The sequence below is a fragment of the Micromonospora sp. M71_S20 genome (assembly GCF_003664255.1).
Classification (GTDB): domain Bacteria; phylum Actinomycetota; class Actinomycetes; order Mycobacteriales; family Micromonosporaceae; genus Micromonospora.
The window spans coordinates 2796914-2814564 of the sequence record NZ_RCCV01000001.1 but is presented as its reverse complement, the minus strand read 5'-3'; the positions used below and the strand labels follow the sequence as shown (position 1 = coordinate 2814564).

Here is a 17651-nt window from a genome sequence, read left to right as displayed (position 1 = left end):
GCCCGGCCCGCTCGCGGCGCTCCGTATGTACATCAATCACGCGGGAGCTGGGTAAGCCGTTTTTCTAGGGCAGCAGCCTGGTCGTCGCGCTGGGCCGGAACGAGGCCAGGCAACGCGCTATACAGGGTGCTGCGGGAGTCGCCGAGAGGCTTGGCGATCGAGGTCATCGTGCGGTTCGGCTCGGCGAGCAGTTGCAGCGCGTACGCGACCTTCTCCGGTGTCATCGCTGGTGGCCGGCCGAGGCGTTGCCCACGGGCACGTGCGGCGGCCAGGCCCTCGTTGGTGTTGGCCACGATGATGGTGCGCAGGAACTCGGCGAGCGCGGCGAAGACGTGAAAGACAAACATGCCGCCGGTGGTGGTGGTGGTGGTGTCGAGCTTTTCGTGCAGGGGCTGGAAGCCGACGCCGTGGCGCTTGAGGCGGCCGACGATGCCGATCAGGTCTTCCAGCGAGCGGCCGAGCCGGTCGAGCGAGACAATGGTGAGCACGTCGCCGGGTCGGATGTACTCGAACACCTTGGCCAGCTCGGGCCGGTCAGTGTTCTTGCCGGAGGCCTTGTCGAAGAAGCACTTGGCGCAGCCGGCGGCAGTCAGTGCGGCTTGCTGGCGGGCGAGGTTCTGCTCTCGGGTGAGACTCGCCCGTAGCCGACGAGCACGCCTGCGAGCGGAGTTGGGGCGAGCAGGTCGCCCTCGGCGGGCATGGGGGTGACGGTCACGCCGCCCAGAGTGCCCAACAAACCAGTCGTCGCGTTGTCGGACATGCCGACTTCTCGGACGGGTTTTTCGGACGCGATCTACTCGCCCTGGCAACACATCTTGATCTTGTTCGAAAATCGATCGTTTCTTGAACAGCCGCCCGACAGCCCTGGCGCTAGATCAACTCCCTAGCGTTGCTTTGGGCTAAAAGCTACGGACGGGCCTACTGCCGTTCGGTGACGACCTCCTTCGAGCCCGGCACAGCGTTGCGGGTCGCGCGCAGGCTGGTGATGGTGACGATGGCCAGCACGCCGACGATGACCAGGAGCGAGACCTCGGTGGGGATCTCCGGGACACCCTTCCAGATTCCGTGCGCCCAGTGCAGGCCGAGCTTGATGCCGATGAAGGCCAGAATGATGGCCAGGCCGTAGGTGAGGTGGACCAGCCGGCTGAGCGCGGCGTGCAGCACGAAGTAGAGCGCCCGCAGGCCCAGCAGGGCGAAGGCGTTGGTGGCGAAGACGAGGTACGGGTCCTCGGTGATGCCGTAGACGGCCGGCACCGAGTCGACGGCGAAGACCACGTCCGTGGCGAACACCGCCACCACCACCAGTGCCAGCGGGGTGAGCGCCCGTCGGCCGTCGACCCGCACGATCATCTTCGTGCCGTGGTAGTCGTTGACCACCGGCATGATGCGACGCAGCAGGCGCACCGAGCGCATGGCGCCGATGTCCACCGTCTGCTCGTGCCCGCTGAACGCGTCGCGGAGCAGCTTGGCCGCGGTGAACAACAGGATCAACGCGAAGATCAGGAAAGCGAAGTCGAGGGTCTGCAACGCCGCGTGGCCCAAGGCGATGAACACGCCACGCAGCACCAACGCTCCGGTGATGCCGAACAGCAGCACCCGCTGGACGAGCACGCTCGGCACCGCGAAGGCGGCGAGCAGCAGCATGAAGACGAAGAGGTTGTCGACCGAGAGCGACTTCTCGACCAGGTAGCCGGTGAGGTAGTCGAAGCCCCGGTCCGAGCCGAACTCGGACCAAATCCAGGCGCCGAAGCCCAGCGGCAGTGCTATGTAGAACGCCGACCAGCCCAGCGCCTCCTTCAGCGACACCTCGTGCGGGCGGCGGGTCACCACGAAGTCGAGCACCAGGAGGGCGATCACCCCGGCGATTGTCACCGCCCAGAGCGACGGCGTGCTCACCGACTCCAGGCCGGCAGCAGCATATTCGGGCATGAATCCTCCTCGAACACGTCATGTTCGAGGTCTCCTTCACCCACGGTTCATGGGCAACCACCCGAGGCGCACCCCGGGCGCGCCGTACTGACCGGTATGGCTCGTGGGAAGTACTCCCCTCGTACTGACAAGGTTAGAACGGTGCCGGCGGCCGGCGTGGCACGCTCGCCGTCCTGGTCCTCGCCGCGCGAGGCCTGCCCGGTCTCCAGCTCGGCCAGCATCGTCTGCGGCAGGCGGAGCAGCTTCAGCGCTGGACACGTGCGACTGCGAGCACAGCCTTCGCCGTGATCTGCGATCTGCCGCTGGCTCCGGCCGGCGGCTTCCTGCTCGGCGAACGCGCAGGCTTCCGTCGTGCGGTTCACCGCCGGAGAGCCGCGGTGACCGGCCCCGCAGGGTGCGGGCTGCTCTGTGGCCCTTAAGCGGTCGGCGGCGCCTACGGTCCGGTCGGCGCCGGCCAGGGGGCCCGGGAGGGAATTACCGGGAACGGCCGAGAGCTTTGGCATCCTTGTCGCATGGCGCCCGCCGAGAAGCGACGGACCAGCCCTCACGGGCTGAGGCGCCTGCTCGTGAGCGTCTTCCAGACGATCGGCTCGGCGTCTTTCAGGGCTCCGTTCCGCACCTTCCGTGGGCATGTCGTCAGGTGGACCATCCTCCCGTGGTCCCGCTGGCGGTATGTCATCGAGACCTACCTCTTCCTGTTCAAGGAGACGAAGGAACCGTCAGCGGGACGTCTCCCGCGTCCCGGTGGCCCTATCGCCGCTGGCTGCGACAAGTCCCGGCTGACGGCGCCCCCGGGACGCCTTGTCACGTCCTCTGGCCGCCAACTGCGCGGCCCCAACCTCGCAGGCCGAATTTCACGAACCATCGGCCTGCGGGGTGGCGTCGTCTGATCGCACGGCGCGCTCCCCGCCCTTCCTCGGGAGCGTCTCGTGCTCGACCTGCTCACCCCCCTCCTCGCCGACACCACCGGCCCGGCCGCGTGGATCGTCTTCGGCGTCGTCGTCACCTTCCTGTTCTTCGTGGGGGTCACGCTCTTCGTGGCCCTGTTCTCGCAGGACAAGACGCGGGCCGACCGCGCGCACCGCATCCTGCGTGAACTGCTGGCGATGTTTAGCTTCCGGCGGCGGCGGTGAGCGCCGTCCGTCACCGCGGGCGGCCCTCCTCGTGCCCTCCGCACCTGCTCGCCCAGGTGGTCACCATGCGGCAGGCCGGCGCCCGGCTGGTCGACATCTGCGCCGCGATGAACGCCGCGAAGATCCCGACCCCCGGCGGAGGAGCCAGGTGGTATCCCTCCCACGTCTCCCGGCTGCTGTACACCCGGGCGGCGCAGCGGATCCAGGGAACTCCGTGATGAGGTCCTGTGCCGTGCTCACGGCACAGGATGATCATGCGCCTCCTTCAAGGGCTCGGGAATCATCGCCGGCTGCCCGAGGGCCGGAAGGTTGAGTTGGTAGACGTTTGCGGAACCGGCGGAAGTCGAAGCTGTCGGTGGCGACGAGCTGCCGGCGGCGGACGCTGATGAGTCCGGCGTGCTGGAGCTCGCGGAGGCCGCGGGTGCGGGTCTCCTCGGAGAGGAGGAACGCCTTCCCGGCGTAGTCGGGGACGATCCGCACCTCTTCGGTGTCGGGGTCCTTTGCGCCGGCCTGAACACGGAGGATGATCAGCATGACCAGGGCGGCGGGGCTGAGCACCTCCGGTTAAGGGTGGCAGGGCTCAGCGGCGGGTCTGCTCGCGCAGCTCGGCGAGGTACACGTCTATGTCGGCGCGGGTGACCTGCAGCGGGTCGAGTCAGGAAGCGAGAGGGTGTCACACCCCGCAAGTAGGTTGGTGGCCGGGACCGCGAAAGGGTGATGGACATGGTGACCTCGGAGGCCGAGCGGCGGCAGTGGACTCAGCAAGGCGCGCAGGACACGGCCAAACGCACGTACGACTCGGTGAAGACCGCGATCAGCAGGTCTCCTGCCCTGGCGGGCAAGGTCGACATCTTTCTGCAGGGTTCGTACGCGAACGCCACCAACACCCGCGGGGACTCCGACGTCGACATCGTGGTCATGTCCACGACGACCTACTACCCCGACACCCGGCTCCTGAGTATGGCCGAGGTCGCCCGTGAGCAGCAGTACGGCGGCCAGGCAACGACGACGTCGTACCAGTTCCGCAAGCTCGTGGAGCAGGCGCTCATCGCCTACTACGGCTCGGCCCGGGTTCATGCGAAGAACAAGTGCCTGCGGGTGGACAAGCGCGACGGCTACGTCGACGCGGATGTCGTCCCGGCCGAGCAGGTCAGGCGCTACACCTCGTTCCCGGCCTACGGCTCGCCCGACTGGATAGAGGGCATCTCAATCCAGCCGCTCCAGGGGCCCCGCATCGTCAACTATCCGAAGGAGCACCGCAAGAACGGGCAGCGCAAGAACGGGTTGTGCGGCGAGAAGTACAAGCCGACCGTACGGCAGCTCAAGCGCCTACGCCGTCGCGCGGTCGAGGCGGGACTGATCCCCAAGGGCTCGGCCCCGGGCTACCTGATCGAGTGCCTAACCTACAACGTGCCGAACCACCTGTTCGTCCACGACGACTCCACGCGCCTCCTCAAGGTGCTGGCCTGGCTGCACACCCAGACCGCAGCCGAGTTGACCGCCCGGTTCACGGCCTGCGACGAGGTGCACCATCTGTTTGTCGACGACCCCGGCGATCACGACGCCCACCTCACCATTCGAGTGCTCGACCAACTCTGGCAGCTGCTCTAAGAGTCGGGATGCACGTATACAGCACCAGTGACAGCCGCACGGCGGCGCTCGGCACGATCGCGGTCTGCGCCGTGCTGCTCGCCATCGGTGCAAATGCGGCATTCACAGCTCTCGGGGTGGGGCCGCCCTGGCTGTTTAGCCCACCCACCGTCGCCGCTTCCTTCGGCTTGCTCTACCGCGCGGTGGACACCATCGCCTGGCGCTGGTCACTACTACAGCGCCTCGGCATCATCCAGGTGCCAGTGCTGGAGGGAATCTACGAAGGCCAGTTGGTTTCCTCTTACCAGGGCAGGACCCTGCCGGTGCGCATCTGCATCGACCAGACCTGGACACGCATCGCCATCCGCTTCGACGTCCTTCCCCCCACCTCATCCACCTCCTACTCAGTCGCCGCAGGTCTCGGCGTCGACGGTCACCACCATGCAAGGCTGACCTACACCTACCGCAACCAGACCCGACCCGGCGTCGCCGAAGCCGACATGAACGACCACGACGGCACCGCCGAAGTCGTCATCGACACCACGTCCGGCGAACTAACCGGCCGCTACTTCAACTTCCGCGGCCGGCAGGGCACGCTGGCACTGACCCGCACGAACCCCTAGCCGGCAGGCACGGTCGGACACCAACCCAACCGCCGGCCGGTAGCCGTCCGTCGTGGACTCGATCCGCCGCAGTGACTCCTGCGAGCCGTGAAGCCTGGACACCACAGGTTCCCGGGCGGCTGACCGACATGGGCACCACCACGGCGGCCGGCGCCGCAGGTGTGCTGTCCAGGGAGGTTGGTCGAGGTTGTGTGACGACACGCTCTGATGTCGTAGGTAGGTGAAGGCCTCCGGCTGTGGAGTGGAACTGTCTAGAACCGCTCCGGCAACTAGGAGGCCTTCATGCTCCACCGTAATGCTGCTCTGAGCCCGCGCGCACGTCTGCGGCTGGCGCGTCTCGTCGTGGACGAGGGCTGGCCGGTCGCTCAGACCTACGGGGCGACAGGCTGGTCGAGTGGCTCAGCAAGGCAGCAGCCCGGGGTCACGGCGGGCTGACGGCCCCGAGCCACTGTTGGCCCTGATGCCCGTGCCATTACACGCGGTCGATACTTTCGGGCCTTCCTACTCGACCGGGGCGGGAGGCTCAGCGACTTCCTCGGCCTCGGTGGTGGTGTGGCCGCGTTCGAGGATGAGTACGTACGAGAACAGGCCGGGCCGTTTGCCGGTCACCCGTTCGTGGGCGGCCAGGAGCTCGCCTGTGCGTCCGTCGATGATGAGTTGCCAGGTCGACCCGTCGGCGGTCACCGCGAAGGTCAGGCCTGTGCGGTCGGCGATGTCGGTGGTCTCGCCTTGGTAGGTGATGGTGGGGATGCTGGCCAGGAGTCGCAGGGTGGCGGTTCGCTGTTCCTGGTTGAGGTATTGGCTGGTGGCGAGTCCCACGATGCCGGAGGCGAGCAGGAGGGGGTACGCGGGTTCGTTGGCCAGTATCGGTGGCGCCAGCGCGTGGGCCAGCGCGGTGGGATCGGTGGGCGGCGGCTCGGGTAGGTAGTGGCGCAGCGCGTCCCGCCCGTACTGGGTGGTCTTCTGCGGGGCGCGGGCGAACAGTTCCCGCTCGTCGGGGTCGGGGCGGTGGTCGACGCCGAGCATGTCCGGTAGCCGGCGGGTGATCTCGCGTCCGGAGTTGTCCGCGCCGCGTCGCCAGCGTCGCAGGTCGGTGCGGATGATCGCGTTCGTGGCGCGGTTCCACATCTGCAGGTGCAGGTAGGTGTAGGGCCGGTCGGTGGTGTCGTCGGCCGGTGTGGCGGCGACGCTGGCGGCCAGGGCGATCAGGCGTTGCTGCGCGGTGAGGTTCGGTCCGGTGGCGGCCGGGGGCGGCATGGGGGTGGGCTTCTGCGGTTGCGACGGCGACGCTGGTGTCGGCGTCGACCGGCCGGTCGGCGGGCCTGACTGGCAGGCGGTGAGCAGGACGCTGCCGAGAAGACCCACCACAAGGCGGGTGGGAGCGTTTCGTCGGGGCATGAGCATGTTGTGTGGTTCCTCGCTGGGTCGTGGCGTTACGGGTGGGATCGGCACCTAACCATCGGGGTGGCCTGGCGCTGTTCGGCGTGCCGGGTCAATCAGCAGTGGCGGAGGGAAGCGTTTGGCGGGTGGGCCGGGCGCGCCCGTCGGCTCAGGGGCCAGAGCTTCGGTCCGCTAGGAAGGTTCAGTGGCAGGGCGGCGTGGTATCCCTGCTTCCGGAGCATGTCCCGAGCAGCTTCGGTGGTGACCACGGTGTAGACCGGCCATCCGGTGCCGTCGACGACCTGATAATGCCGGCGCAGCAGCTCGCGGGCGAGGCCCTGGCGCTGGTAGGAGGGGTGCACGGCGAGCCACGACAGCCAGTGGTGCGGTGCCCAGGACCGGTAGCTGTCGATGGCGGTGTTCAGCGTGGCTAGGCGGTGGGCTGCGGTGCCGGCGAAGGTGGTCAGGTGGTGGTCTCCGAGCGGCCATCGCGGGGCGTCCGGGTCGTGTCGCCGCCACACTGCCGCCGCCGAGAGGTTCAGCGTCACGTCGACGGTGCCGGTTTCGATCGCGTGGTCGACGTCAACGGCGAGCAGGCGGTGCAGGACCGTGACCCGCTCTGTGGGGTCGGGTGCCAGCCACTGGATGACGGGGTCGCCGTCGAGTGCGCCGGCCAGCAGGACCGTGATCGCGGCGACGTCCTGGGGTGTCGCCGGGCGGATGGTCGTGCCCAGGGCGGGGCCGCTCACAGTGGCCGCCTGCGTGGCAGGAGGTCCGCCGGGAACGGTGCGGGGGTGCCGTCGGTCGGTTGGCCGCGCCACATTCGCCAGATGAGCGGTCCTTGGGTTGGTAGGTGGATCGGTGCTCCTTGGCGGTAGCCGAGGCGCAGGTACAGGTCTCTGTTGCGGGTGTTGCTGGCCTCCAGGTATGCCGCCCGGTTGGTCGCGTCCAGTGTTTGGTGTGCGGTGGTGAGCAGGGCCGAGCCGATGCCTTGGCCTTGGTGGCGTGGGTCGACGGCGATGTAGGCGAGGTAGTCGTGTGGGGCGTGTGGGTGGTGTGTTTCGAAGATGGCGTCGAGCAGCAGGAACTTCGGCGCGTACTTGCCGGTGGCCTTTTCCACCGCGTAGTAGTGGTCAGTTGATGCCAGCAGCGGGACCTCGTCGCGGGTGTACCAGATCGCGACGGCCGACAGGTCGGAGGTGGTGTCTACGCGCCCGTACTGGAGCCCGTGGTGGAGAACGTGCTTGAAGTAGCGGAAGTAGACCGTGCGGCGGTCGTCGAGGTCGGGGACGAGCCAGTCGGCGACTGGCCCGTCGAGGAGCGCCTCCACCAGCACGGTGATGAGCGGGCCGGCGTCGTCGGGTGTGGCCCGGCGGACGGTGAGGGTGCTGTTCGGTTGCATGGTCGCTCCTGGTCAGGCCGGCTGGCGGGTGGCGTGGGGGGTGCGTACTGGCGCGGTGGCGCTGTCCGCGCCGAGGCCGATCGCGGTGAACACGTCGGGGCGGGTGGTGCGCACGATCACCGCCCATACGGTGCCGAGGACGGCGGCGATGCCGTAGGCGGCGGGGAACCACCAGCGCAGCGGCGACGTCGCGGCGACCCCGAGCAGGACGTCGAACTCCTGGATGGTGACGACGAGAATGGCGGCCAGCGCGCCAGCAGCGGCCAGCGGTGCGATCGCGGTGCGCCACAGGCCGTCGCGGTGCGGGGTGCGGGCGAAGAAGGCGACCACCGCGGCGGAGGTGACGGTCATCAGGATCAGGACGCCGAGGCCGCCGGTGACGGTGATCCAGAAGAACAGGTGCACGATCGGGTCGGCGCCGGCCACCGCGTAGCCTGCGAGGACGACTACCGCGATGACGCTCTGAACGATCGAGCCGGCCTTCGGTGCGCCGGTGCGGCGGCTCGTGCGGCCCAGCCACGGGGATAGGACCCGCTCGCGGCCGAGTGCGAACAGGTACCGGGCGACGGTGTGGTGAAACGCCAGCAGCGCGGCGAACAGGCTGGTGATGAACAGGACCCGGCCGACGGTGACGACACTGCTGCCGAGGAGCGGGGACACCAGGTTAAACATGAGGTCAGTACCGTCGGCGCGGGCGGCATCGACGATCTTGTCGGGGCCGGTGGCGACGGACATCGCCCACGCGGACAGCCCGTAAAGCAGGCCGATGACCGCCACCGCGATGTATGTGGCTCGCGGTACGGTGCGTTGCGGGTCCTTCGTCTCCTCGCTGAACACGACGGTGCCTTCGAATCCCACGAACCCGGTGATCGCGGTGACCAGCGCCGCGCCGATTCCGGCGGCGAAGATGTGCGACGGGGCGAGGGTGTCGAAGCTGACGCCGCCGGCGGCCGGGTTGCTGACCATGACGACGTCGAAGACGACCGCGACGGCGCACTCGGCGACGAGCACGACGGCCAGCACCTTGCCGTTGAGGTCGATGCGCAACAGCCCGAGAACGGTTACGGCAGCCCACGCGGCCAGCGCGCACAGCCACCAGGTGGTGTTCCAGCCGTAGCGGTCCTGAAGGAACTGGGCCAGTACCGCGCCGAACCCGCCGTAGAGGCCGATCTGCATCGCGTTGTACGCCAGAAGCGCGACGAAGGCGGTGGCGACGCCGGCCGGCTTGCCGAGACCGTGCGTCACGTAGGTGTAGAACGCGCCGGCGTTGACGATGCGTCGGGACATGGCCACGTAGCCGACGGCGAACAGCGCCAGGATCGCGGCGACGACAAGGTAGGACACGGGGATGCCGACGACGCCGGTGACGGCGTACCCGGTGGTCGCGCCACCAGCGACAACGGTCAGCGGCGCCGCCGCGGCGATGACGAAGAACACCACGGACGGGATCCCGAGACGGCCGCGTGCCAGCACAGCCGAGACGGTGTCGGGTTTCGATGTACGCATCGGGTCTCTCTCAGGAAGGGTGGTGGGGATTGACCGCGCTCAGGTGCGGTGACTCAGGACGCATCCGCCGACCGCGCTGCCAAGGTCGGCAAGCAGGTCGCGCACCGGTTGTGGGGTCTGCGCGACCACCTGACGCAAGTGGGTACGGACGGCCAGCGACGCACCGTCGAGCAGGGCCCTGTCCAGCTGGGTGTGCAAGGCCAGGCCCGCGAGCACCACGTCGAAGGAGTTGAGGCGGCGGGTGAAACGCAGGTCGACCGACAGCCGCGCCCACGACGACGCAGCGACGTTCATGTCGGTCGGCACGTGGATGGTGCGTTGACGCCACAGCCGGCCGACCTGCTGCTGTCGCAGCAGCCCGACCTGCCACATGCGGGTGGTGACCTGCTCGCTGGCGGTGGCGGCCAGGAACGCCAACCACGTCCGGGTGTCGCTGTGCTGCGGCTGTGCGATCAGCCGGTCAAGCACGACGTGTTGCAGCCAGTCCCTCGGCGGCCAGGGCTGGAGTACATCGATCCGCCCTTGCTTGAAGGTAATCCGGCCTTCGCCGTACAGCTCGGCGAGTAGCGCGGCGGCCAAGCCGTGGTTCAGCGCGGACTCGAACAGGCGCGGCCGGCCGGTCTGGTCATCGTGGGCCATGAACCAGAACTCGTCAGCGAGCAGCGTCGGTCGAGCGGGGACGGTGCCTACCGCCCGCACGGGACGCCGCGGCTCGGCGGGCTGGATGTCGACGGGCCAGGCAGCGTCATCGGGGGCACCGGGGTGTGCGTGCACGGCGGCGGGCCTTCCTGCGTCAGGTGTTCTCGGCGGGGTGGGAGGCTGCCGCCGGGTTGCGGCGGGTATGCTCGGCGAACTCCTGTTGGGCCCACGCGTTCTGGTCGCAGCCGTCGGGTTTGCAGTGGAAACAGGTGCCGCCGTCGGCGTGCTGCCGGGCAGTCATCCGCGCGGAATCAAGCCTCTCCGCGAGCCCGCAACCTTCGCTGTTACGGCTCATGCCGGACGCTCCCGTAGCGGCGCAGCGTGGCCAGCCGAACACGCAACTCCAGGCACGGCACATGCTCGTCGACGTGTGGGTAGGAGCACGCGGGGCGGTGACCGGCCACCCACACCCACTGGTCGCTGCCGTCGGTGTGCAGGCCGGTGACGACGACCTCGACTCGGCCGCCGGGAATCAGGTCACGGCCCTCAGACCAGTCGTCACCGTCAAGCGTCAGCAGGACGCCCGGCTCGATCTGCGGGATCGGCGCGGTCGAGTTCACGCTGACCGCCCCTCCGGCCGGACCGGGAGCAGCCGCCGCCGAGGAGACGGCTTCGTCGTAGTCGTAACCCGATCGGCCGCCATCCAGAAATCACGGTTGCGCTGGGCGAGATCCTCGGCCCCCTGATCGGCTCGACCCGGCCCGGCGAAATTGCAGCCGCCGCAGTCGCCGTACAGCGTGGCCGCGCCTTCACAGTCGAGGCCGAAGGGGCTGTAGGGCTCACCGTCGCGGGCGGGAGCGAACCACTCGCACCGCATCGGCGCTACCTCCTTCAACGACGGTGCGCTGCCCGGTCCTCCCCTCGGCACGCACCACTTCATCCGGCGCATTCACCCTTCCTCGTGCATCTCTGGAAATTGACGAATAGCTCGCTGCAAATCAACGATTACGGAACCGCGCGGAGCTGGGAATGCCGACCTTCCGTCCGACTTCACGTACCGACTTTCGGTCCGACCAGCGGGTGACCTGGGAAAAAGGTCGATCCGCTTACTCGCCTGAAGATCATCTGCCGGGTTGGGCGGGGTTACATTGGCCGCTCCCCCGGCCGACCGACCGTGGACCGGGCCTGAGTGATCCCTGGAGGCTGCCGATGAACCACTTCAGGCCGTACGTTGTCCAGCACCCGTGACCCCGAGATTGGCCTTCCCGTCTCGGCGGCCACGCCCGACGCTTCCTTGACTGTCGGTGTACGCCTCGCCACGATGGCGGCGGTGGGTGGCGGCAGCTCATACCGCCCTAGCTGGCGTGTTAGCCCAACCGCAAAAGTCCAGTGTGCCCCAAGGGGGGAGGAGTGCCGGTGCCTCGTCACCCGGAGACGATGATTACGCCAAACGCTCTGCTCACCGCGAAACGCGCTAGCCTGCCATCACCCCGGCGGCCTGGGCAGCGCATGTCCCGGACCGAACTGGCCGATGCTGTGAACGCCGCCCTGGATCGGCTCTATCCAAGCCGGGACATCGCCCCTCACTACGTTGACCACCGTTGGGTGGGCAAACTGGAACGCGGGGAGCACCGCTGGCCCAGCGAGGAACGCCGTGCCGCTCTACGGCTCGCGCTCGATGCCGCCATCGACACCGATCTCGACCTCTACAGTCCTCGGCGCTCCGGCGACCTCCGAACGGACATCGATGAACGGAAGCAGGTTGATCGTTCCGCCCCAAGGCTCGACCTGTTTCCCGTCGGCGATCTGCTGCAACTCGGGGCCCCCACGTCTGGACGCCAGCTGCTGCCCGACGGTGACCGCTCTTCCTGCCGAACGATCTCGGCCCCGACAGGCCAACACTTCCCTGGAACAGCGATCGACATCGAGTTGTACCCGGCGGTCGACGACGGCCGCGTCCTCGCCACGATCACCCATGCCGGCACGGAACAGAGATGGCGCCGGTCCCTTCAACGGCGGCTCATCCTTGGGCATGTCGATAGGCCGGATCGTGTCGGTGTCTTCGCGCTGGACTCTCGGCGGGCGTACCAGCACCTGGTCGAAGCGGGTCGGGACACCCGGCTGCTCATCCCTCGCGCATACCAGCTCGACGCGATCACCGCCGGAGTCTTGTGGGCGGTGGCAAACCTCGACTCGTCGCTACTGCTCGACGACGCCCGGTTGGACACCGCGCAGGCAGCCGCATCTCCATACAGGGACATGAACAGATCTGCCGCGAGCCGCGATATCGCTGAAGAGTTGGATTCGGTGTCACGGCTGTGGATCGGATCGGCATTCTGCGCCGACCACATCCGCCGCCACTACCATCTCCTGTCCGACGTGCCCACCTACTGGACGCGGGAGCAACGCGGGGAGGAAGCCAGCACATGGCTGCTATTCCGCCACAAGCTGCGGTACCTACGCGAGACCGCCGAACGGTACCGAAGCGCGTCCCAGCCGATGACCAGGATGTTTTGCCTCCCTTCGCACGCGGTGGCCGCCTCGTCAACGTCTGAACGAATCCTGCTGCTGCTTGCCCTGGCCTTGATGGAATCCCTCGGGATCCACACTGCGGTGACGGACGATCCGGAATACACCACGCTACCGGGACTCGTCATGGACAAGCAGCGAGCGATCATGGCCACCTGGATCCGTGCCGATGAAGTCTGGCACGTTGATGTCACCGACCGCCCCAACGCCATCGCCGCCTACCGTGACGCCATTGGCCACGTGCAAGCTCACTCCATCACCGCCAGCGACACGCCCGGCGGACGGCTACTCCACCTTGCCGACTACCTCAACCTCGACTGGAACTGGTTACAAAGCCGCTGCGCCGACCTCGGCCAGTACAGCCTGGCAGGCCTCGCCGAGCCCCGCAGCCGTCTACTCTCCCTCGACGGGGTCGACCAGGCATGCCGCTTCATTGGATCCCTGCCGTAATAGGCTTCTACGCACAAGCGGCGACCGCCGAGAGGAACCGTCGTGCCCTCGACACCGACAACATCCGCGCCGAAGGTGGTCGTGTTCGGCCTTGGCGGCACGATCGCCATGACCAGCGGCACCAGGGAAGGCGTCAGTCCAATCCTGTCCGCACGCGACCTGGTCGACGCCGTACCAGGACTGGCCTCAGCTCGAATCGACGTCGAGGTGGTGGACTTCCGCCGCCGCCCCGGGGCGTCCCTCACGTTCGAAGATGTTACCGAGCTCGCCACCGCGGCGACTGACGAACTTGCCGCAGGTGCCACCGGAGTGGTCGTTACCCAGGGCACCGACACGATCGAGGAGACCGCCTACCTGCTCGACCTGTTGCACCGACGCGCCGAACCCGTGGTCGTCACCGGCGCGATGCGCAATCCCACCATGGCCGGCGCGGACGGCCCTGCCAACCTCCTCGCCGCCATCCAGACCGCTGCCTCCCCGGCCGCTCGGGCCCAAGGCTGCCTCGTCGTCCTCGCCGATGAAGTTCACGCCGCTCGTTGGGTCACCAAGACCCACTCCACCCACGGCGATACCTTCCGCTCGCCGGACACCGGTCCCATCGGAGCCGTCGTGGAAGGTGCCCTTAGGCTGCTGACCTGCGTGCCATGTCGGCTTACCATCCCTACCCTCGCTCAGGCCGCACGTGCGCGCGTCGGCCTTTACACAGTCAGCCTCGACGAGGATCCCACTCTCCTCGACGCCATCAGCCGGCACTGCGACGGCCTCGTCGTCGCCGGATTCGGAGTCGGCCACGTACCCGAACCCCTCGTCGACACCCTCTCCACCCTCGCCGCACGGATCCCCGTCGTCCTTGCCTCCCGCACCCCGGCTGGCCCAACGCTCACCCGCACCTACGGCTTCCCCGGTTCCGAGCAGGACCTCCTCGCCCGCGGGCTCATCCCCGCAGGCTGGCTACACCCTTACAAAGCCCGCATCCTGCTCCGCGTGCTTCTCAACGCCCAAGTCGAGCCGCAGTACATCGCTTCAGCGATCGCAGTCGCAGGCAACCTCGATGCCCCTTCCTCCTGGCCTTGGCCGGCACCACCCCTGACCGGTGACCCAACGGAGACAGCCACCCCGCATGCGTAGCCACGACCTGACCGCAGGACGAATGATCGGTGTGGTCTTCGACCACGGCGACGACTTCTTCACCGCCCTCGCCGACGCCTGCCGCGCCCACGGCATTACACAGGGCTATATCCCCATGTTCATCGCCGGCCTCAGCAGGGCGAAGGTCGTCGGCACATGTCAACGCCTCGACAACCCCGACGCCCCCGTATGGACGCACGTCGACCTCGCGAACGTGGAAGCACTCGGTGGCGGCACCATCGCCTGGGACAACACCGCCCAGAGGATCCTCCCTCACATTCACATCACCGCCGGACTCAAGGAACACAGCGCCACCGCTCACACCAGCCACCTGCTGGAGGCCACGGTCCAATTCCTGACGGAAATGCTGATCATCGAGATTGATTCGCCGGTCATGCGCCGGCTACCGAACGCGGACTTGTACGACGTACCACAACTAAGCTTCGGCTGAGGATCCAGAGTCGGCCTACGGAGGGAGGCGTAGATGCCCCGCCATCCCGACACCATCAACACGCGCAACACCCTGCTCGCCCAAGCCCGCCAGCGCCGGACCTCGCCACGACGGCTTGGCCAGCAGATGTCCTGGGCCGAGCTAGCCGACGCCATCAACGTCGCCCTCGACCGCCTTTACCCCGGGCGTAGCCTCACCGCCCACTACGTTGACCACCGCTGGGTGGGCAAACTCGAACGTGGGGAACATCGCTGACCCAGCCGGGAGCGCCGCACCGACCTTCGCCAGGTGCTCGGTGCCGCCACCGACGCTGACATCGGCCTCTACAGCCCGCGTCGTACCGGCGCACCAGATTTTGCCTATCCTGACCGCGATGCCCCAGGCACAGCTTCGCTGGTCGACCTGCTGCCTGCGGGCGACCTGCTCCAGTCCGTGATGCCCATTGAGGGGCGCCGAATCAGTCACACTGCTGTTAGTGATCTGGCGGCCCGGCACCGGTCCCGGTCGTCGATCCAGGACTGGGGCAGGTACATCTGCCGGTCGATCAGCGCGTGACCCTTGCCAGAGCGGTAGGCGAGGAACATTCCGACCTTGGCAGTTATCAGTCCGGCCGGCGGTGCCGGAGTACTGGCGTTACACCCGACCGACCGCACGCCCTTCTTCAGGACCCGGTGTCGTCGACGATCAGCACACCCTGCGGGTCACCGAGGCCACGCGCAGATCCAGTGTGTGGAGTTGACTGTCATCCTATGGGGGTGACGACGTCCTTCCCCCTCGCTCCGGGCTTCCCGGCTGCGCAGACGACGAGCCCGGACGGGGACTGGCTGCTGGGTCAGCTGCGGGAGGTGCTCGACCTCACCAGCCGGGCCGCCGTGCGCCGGCTCGACCCGGCGTTCTGGCAGCCCCGGCCAGGCTCGACCTTCCGTGACGAGCTGGCGAACACCGAGGTCGATGTGCACGGGGCTCCCTGGGGCCCGCAGGAACCCACTATGGCGTTCGAGATGGCGCAATTGAGCATGCTCGCGGTCGAGGACTACCTGACCGGCATCCGCAAGCTCCTGGAGCCGCCCTTCCCGCCGCCGGCGCCGAAGCTGGGTTCGGCAGTCCTGTGCCGGTCAGCCCTGGAAAGTGCCGGGTTCGCCTTCTGGCTCATGGACCCGCAGCTCACCGTCCGGCAGCGGGTCGCCCGCACCTACCTGGTGCTCTGGGATGAGAACAAGACCGCGCTCAAGAACGCCAAGGCCGGCGCACCCCCGAACATCGCGCAGGCGCAGGCGGACCTCAGCACGCTCATCACTCGAATCGACGACCTGGGCCTGGCTCGCGCTCCCAAGCCGCTCTCGGTCTCCGGCGAGACGCTGCCGAGCAAGACTGAAAGGGTCACGGCGCTGCTGGCCGGCAAGGTCAGCGGTGGCCACGAGGTGGTCTACTCGCTGTACTCCGCCGTTGCCCACGGGGAGATGACCGGGATCCTGAGCCGTCGTCTCGCCGGAGGCTGGACCATCACCCCACGGCAGTTGACCCAGAACGTCGAGCTGGCGGTGGTGGCGTTCGGGCAGTTGCAGCAACGTCTGTGCCTCGGCGGCATGGGCAGCGCCCCGGACGAGGTGGCCAACCAGCTCTGGGAGCACAACGTCGGACGCCGCCTGCTGGCCGTCAGGCGTCGGCTCGCCTGACTGTGAGGGTGGCGGGGTCGGTTCAGCAGTGGTGAGCTGACAGCTGGTGGTGGCGGGCGTGACTCATGCCCTGACTGGCGTTTGTGCCTTTGAGAGGACTTGTCCGCCTGCTGCTGCCGGCGCCGGGCCGGCGGGAGATGTTTGGCCTGATCAGGAGCTTGACCGCCAGTTAGCGGCTGGCGTGTCTCATCACAGTCCTGCCATCTCCGCACCGGACCGGACCCGTGCGTCCCCACGGTGAGGAGAGAACGCATGTCCATGCTGGCAGATCTGGTCGAGGTCGTCATCGGCGTCGACACACACAAAGACACCCACACCGCCGCGCTGCTCGACACCCGCACCGGCGGGGTCCTCGCCAGAGCCACAGTGAGCACCGATCCGGACGGCTACGCCGAACTGATGACCTTGGCCGAGCAGCGCTCGGGGCTGGGGCGTGGGCGTTGGAGGGCTCTGGTGGCTACGGCGCCGGCTGGCCCGGCACCTGGCCGATAGTGGTGAGCTGGTCGTCGAGCTGGATCGGCCCGTGCGACCAGCCCGCCGTGCCGGGGGGGGCAAAGTCCGACCCGATCGACGCCGAACGCGCTGCCCGTGACGCCCTGGCCCGCACCCGCCTGGCGCAGCCCAAGACCGGCTCCGAACGGGCCGCGCTGCAAGCACGGCTGACCGCACGCCGCGCCGCCGTCGAGGCCAGCGCCACCGCCCAGCGGCAGCTGCACGGCCTTGGTGATCACCAGTCCCGAGGTGGCGCGGGCCCGGTTCCGCGGCCAGAGCACCCGGATCATGTCACCACCGCCACCCGATTACGCCCCACCACCAGCGCCGACGTCGAGGTTTTCACCTGCCTGAGCGTGTTGCGCAACCTCGCCCGCCGCGTCCGTCTCCTCGAAGCCGAAGCCGCCGAACACGAGAAGGCGATCCGGACGATCGTCCGCTCTTGGCGACCGGACCTGCTGCAGTTGACCGGCGTGGGACCGATCGTCGCCGCCACCGTGCTCACCGCCACCCACCACCTCAAAAGCCATAATCCGCTGGGCCGCCATTGGCGGCATGCTCGGCCGCCTGACTCGAGGTGCACCCGCCACCCGGCAACAGCGCCGCACCTTCAACACACCCGACTGATCCATATGTGAAACGCGCTCCAGGCGCCCGCCGACCGAGGTTGCCCAGTTGGTCAATGCCACGGGCGAGGGCGGCGCGTGCACCGGCGACAGGGAG

Annotated in this window: 22 protein-coding genes and 1 pseudogene; 11 read left to right on the top strand and 12 right to left on the bottom strand. The window is 68.1% G+C overall.

The features are described from left to right. Nucleotides 1-32: 32 nt before the first annotated feature. The 3 genes from DER29_RS12895 to DER29_RS12890 all read right to left on the bottom strand — a co-directional run bounded on the left by DER29_RS12895 (nucleotide 33) and on the right by DER29_RS12890 (nucleotide 1929). The gene (locus tag DER29_RS12895) at nucleotides 33-593 is read right to left on the bottom strand and encodes a recombinase family protein (protein ID WP_233600051.1); all 561 of its coding nucleotides are present in this window, start codon (nucleotides 591-593) and stop codon (nucleotides 33-35) included. After that, nucleotides 590-760 (bottom strand): hypothetical protein, encoded by a 171-nt coding sequence (locus DER29_RS35200; protein ID WP_233600088.1) that lies wholly within the window; start codon nucleotides 758-760, stop codon nucleotides 590-592. Before DER29_RS35200 ends, DER29_RS12895 begins: the two co-directional genes overlap by 4 nt. A 158-nt stretch (nucleotides 761-918) precedes the next feature. Next, complete coding sequence (locus tag DER29_RS12890; protein ID WP_121397567.1) at nucleotides 919-1929, bottom strand: TerC/Alx family metal homeostasis membrane protein; 1011 nt, start codon at nucleotides 1927-1929, stop codon at nucleotides 919-921. A gap of 929 nt (nucleotides 1930-2858) precedes the next feature. Between DER29_RS12890 and DER29_RS12885 the strand changes: the two genes are divergently transcribed. Next, nucleotides 2859-3062 carry a hypothetical protein gene (locus DER29_RS12885; protein ID WP_121397566.1) on the top strand — a complete coding sequence of 68 codons (204 nt, stop codon included), beginning with the start codon at nucleotides 2859-2861 and terminating at the stop codon, nucleotides 3060-3062. Further along, the gene (locus DER29_RS12880) at nucleotides 3059-3280 is read left to right on the top strand and encodes a recombinase family protein (protein WP_121397565.1); all 222 of its coding nucleotides are present in this window, start codon (nucleotides 3059-3061) and stop codon (nucleotides 3278-3280) included. Before DER29_RS12885 ends, DER29_RS12880 begins: the two co-directional genes overlap by 4 nt. A gap of 34 nt (nucleotides 3281-3314) precedes the next feature. Here DER29_RS12880 and DER29_RS12875 read toward each other — a convergent pair whose 3' ends face one another. Next, nucleotides 3315-3620, bottom strand: a complete 306-nt coding sequence (locus tag DER29_RS12875) for a hypothetical protein (RefSeq protein ID WP_121397564.1) — start codon at nucleotides 3618-3620, stop codon at nucleotides 3315-3317. A 165-nt stretch (nucleotides 3621-3785) separates the two neighbouring features. On the opposite strand from DER29_RS12875, the gene DER29_RS12870 reads away from it, so the two are divergent. Together DER29_RS12870 and DER29_RS12865 are read left to right on the top strand one after the other, a co-directional pair. Further along, nucleotides 3786-4673, top strand: coding sequence for a nucleotidyltransferase (locus tag DER29_RS12870; protein ID WP_158619007.1), 888 nt, complete (start codon nucleotides 3786-3788; stop codon nucleotides 4671-4673). Nucleotides 4674-4681: 8 nt separating this feature from the next. After that, the gene (locus DER29_RS12865) at nucleotides 4682-5275 is read left to right on the top strand and encodes a hypothetical protein (protein WP_121397562.1); all 594 of its coding nucleotides are present in this window, start codon (nucleotides 4682-4684) and stop codon (nucleotides 5273-5275) included. Nucleotides 5276-5776: 501 nt separating this feature from the next. Here the strand turns inward: DER29_RS12865 and DER29_RS12860 are convergent. The 7 genes from DER29_RS12860 to DER29_RS12835 form a co-directional block, all read right to left on the bottom strand. Next, on the bottom strand, nucleotides 5777-6532 hold the full coding sequence (locus DER29_RS12860) for a hypothetical protein (protein ID WP_233599739.1): 756 nt from the start codon (nucleotides 6530-6532) through the stop codon (nucleotides 5777-5779). Between the two features lie 239 nt (nucleotides 6533-6771). After that, nucleotides 6772-7404, bottom strand: coding sequence for a GNAT family N-acetyltransferase (locus DER29_RS12855; protein ID WP_158619005.1), 633 nt, complete (start codon nucleotides 7402-7404; stop codon nucleotides 6772-6774). Beyond that, nucleotides 7401-8057 carry a GNAT family N-acetyltransferase gene (locus DER29_RS12850; RefSeq protein WP_121397560.1) on the bottom strand — a complete coding sequence of 219 codons (657 nt, stop codon included), beginning with the start codon at nucleotides 8055-8057 and terminating at the stop codon, nucleotides 7401-7403. Before DER29_RS12850 ends, DER29_RS12855 begins: the two co-directional genes overlap by 4 nt. Before the next feature lie 12 nt (nucleotides 8058-8069). Beyond that, a complete protein-coding gene (locus DER29_RS12845; RefSeq protein WP_121397559.1) occupies nucleotides 8070-9563 on the bottom strand; it encodes an APC family permease in 1494 nt (497 codons plus the stop codon). Nucleotides 9564-9602: 39 nt separating this feature from the next. Then, nucleotides 9603-10337 (bottom strand): GPP34 family phosphoprotein, encoded by a 735-nt coding sequence (locus DER29_RS12840; RefSeq protein ID WP_233599738.1) that lies wholly within the window; start codon nucleotides 10335-10337, stop codon nucleotides 9603-9605. Nucleotides 10338-10356: 19 nt separating this feature from the next. After that, a complete protein-coding gene (locus DER29_RS34125; RefSeq protein ID WP_158619004.1) occupies nucleotides 10357-10503 on the bottom strand; it encodes a hypothetical protein in 147 nt (48 codons plus the stop codon). A gap of 43 nt (nucleotides 10504-10546) precedes the next feature. Continuing rightward, a complete protein-coding gene (locus DER29_RS12835) occupies nucleotides 10547-10822 on the bottom strand; it encodes a hypothetical protein (protein WP_121397558.1) in 276 nt (91 codons plus the stop codon). Nucleotides 10823-11711: 889 nt separating this feature from the next. Between DER29_RS12835 and DER29_RS12825 the strand changes: the two genes are divergently transcribed. From DER29_RS12825 to DER29_RS33870, 4 genes are read left to right on the top strand one after another with little or no spacing between them, the layout of a single operon-like run. Further along, nucleotides 11712-13181, top strand: coding sequence for an XRE family transcriptional regulator (locus tag DER29_RS12825; protein WP_148710018.1), 1470 nt, complete (start codon nucleotides 11712-11714; stop codon nucleotides 13179-13181). Between the two features lie 42 nt (nucleotides 13182-13223). Further along, on the top strand, nucleotides 13224-14309 hold the full coding sequence (locus tag DER29_RS12820) for an asparaginase (RefSeq protein ID WP_255421031.1): 1086 nt from the start codon (nucleotides 13224-13226) through the stop codon (nucleotides 14307-14309). Continuing rightward, nucleotides 14302-14760, top strand: coding sequence for a PPC domain-containing DNA-binding protein (locus DER29_RS12815; protein ID WP_121397555.1), 459 nt, complete (start codon nucleotides 14302-14304; stop codon nucleotides 14758-14760). The genes DER29_RS12820 and DER29_RS12815 overlap by 8 nt, the downstream gene beginning before the upstream one ends. A gap of 33 nt (nucleotides 14761-14793) precedes the next feature. Further along, nucleotides 14794-15015 (top strand): hypothetical protein, encoded by a 222-nt coding sequence (locus DER29_RS33870; protein ID WP_148710017.1) that lies wholly within the window; start codon nucleotides 14794-14796, stop codon nucleotides 15013-15015. 227 nt (nucleotides 15016-15242) lie between these two features. On the opposite strand, the pseudogene DER29_RS12805 reads toward DER29_RS33870, so the two are convergent. Beyond that, nucleotides 15243-15469: pseudogene (locus DER29_RS12805) on the bottom strand (transposase); the annotation flags it as partial. A 46-nt stretch (nucleotides 15470-15515) separates the two neighbouring features. Here DER29_RS12805 and DER29_RS12800 point away from each other — a divergent pair. The 3 genes from DER29_RS12800 to DER29_RS34510 all read left to right on the top strand — a co-directional run bounded on the left by DER29_RS12800 (nucleotide 15516) and on the right by DER29_RS34510 (nucleotide 17566). Continuing rightward, nucleotides 15516-16436, top strand: a complete 921-nt coding sequence (locus DER29_RS12800; protein ID WP_148710016.1) for a hypothetical protein — start codon at nucleotides 15516-15518, stop codon at nucleotides 16434-16436. A gap of 252 nt (nucleotides 16437-16688) precedes the next feature. After that, nucleotides 16689-16928, top strand: coding sequence for a hypothetical protein (locus DER29_RS34515; protein WP_199729243.1), 240 nt, complete (start codon nucleotides 16689-16691; stop codon nucleotides 16926-16928). Continuing rightward, entirely contained in the window at nucleotides 16928-17566 is a 639-nt protein-coding gene (locus DER29_RS34510; protein WP_199729241.1) for a hypothetical protein, read from the top strand. Before DER29_RS34515 ends, DER29_RS34510 begins: the two co-directional genes overlap by 1 nt. Nucleotides 17567-17651: the final 85 nt, after the last annotated feature.